This is a genomic window from Frankia sp. Mgl5, from assembly GCF_023242985.1.
Lineage (GTDB): Bacteria > Actinomycetota > Actinomycetes > Frankiales > Frankiaceae > Parafrankia > Parafrankia soli.
In genome coordinates, this window is the sequence record NZ_JALKFY010000031.1 from 1 (window position 1) to 308 (window position 308).

Below are 308 nucleotides of genomic sequence, written 5' to 3' on the forward strand. Positions count from 1 at the left end.
GCTCGAGGTTGTCGAACCAAGTCCATTTCGCGTGAAACCGCCTTGCCCCGTGTATGATCGCTGCGGCGGATGTTCTTTGCAACACCTCGCCTACGAAGAGCAGCTGCGACACAAGCAGCAGATTGTGAAGGACAACCTGACGCGTATCGGCGGGTTTTCGCTGGAAGGTAAGGGAGCTGTACAGGTTCATCCTACACTGGGCATGGTCGATCCGTGGAGATACCGCAACAAGGCGCAGGTGCCGATCGGCGAGCAGGAGGGTGCCTTGGTGGGTGGTTTTTATGCCGAGCGCTCCCACTCGATTATCG

General features: G+C 57.8%; 1 pseudogene. It reads left to right on the top strand.

The features are described from left to right. A pseudogene (locus tag MXD62_RS08225) lies at positions 1-308 on the top strand (23S rRNA (uracil(1939)-C(5))-methyltransferase RlmD); the annotation flags it as partial.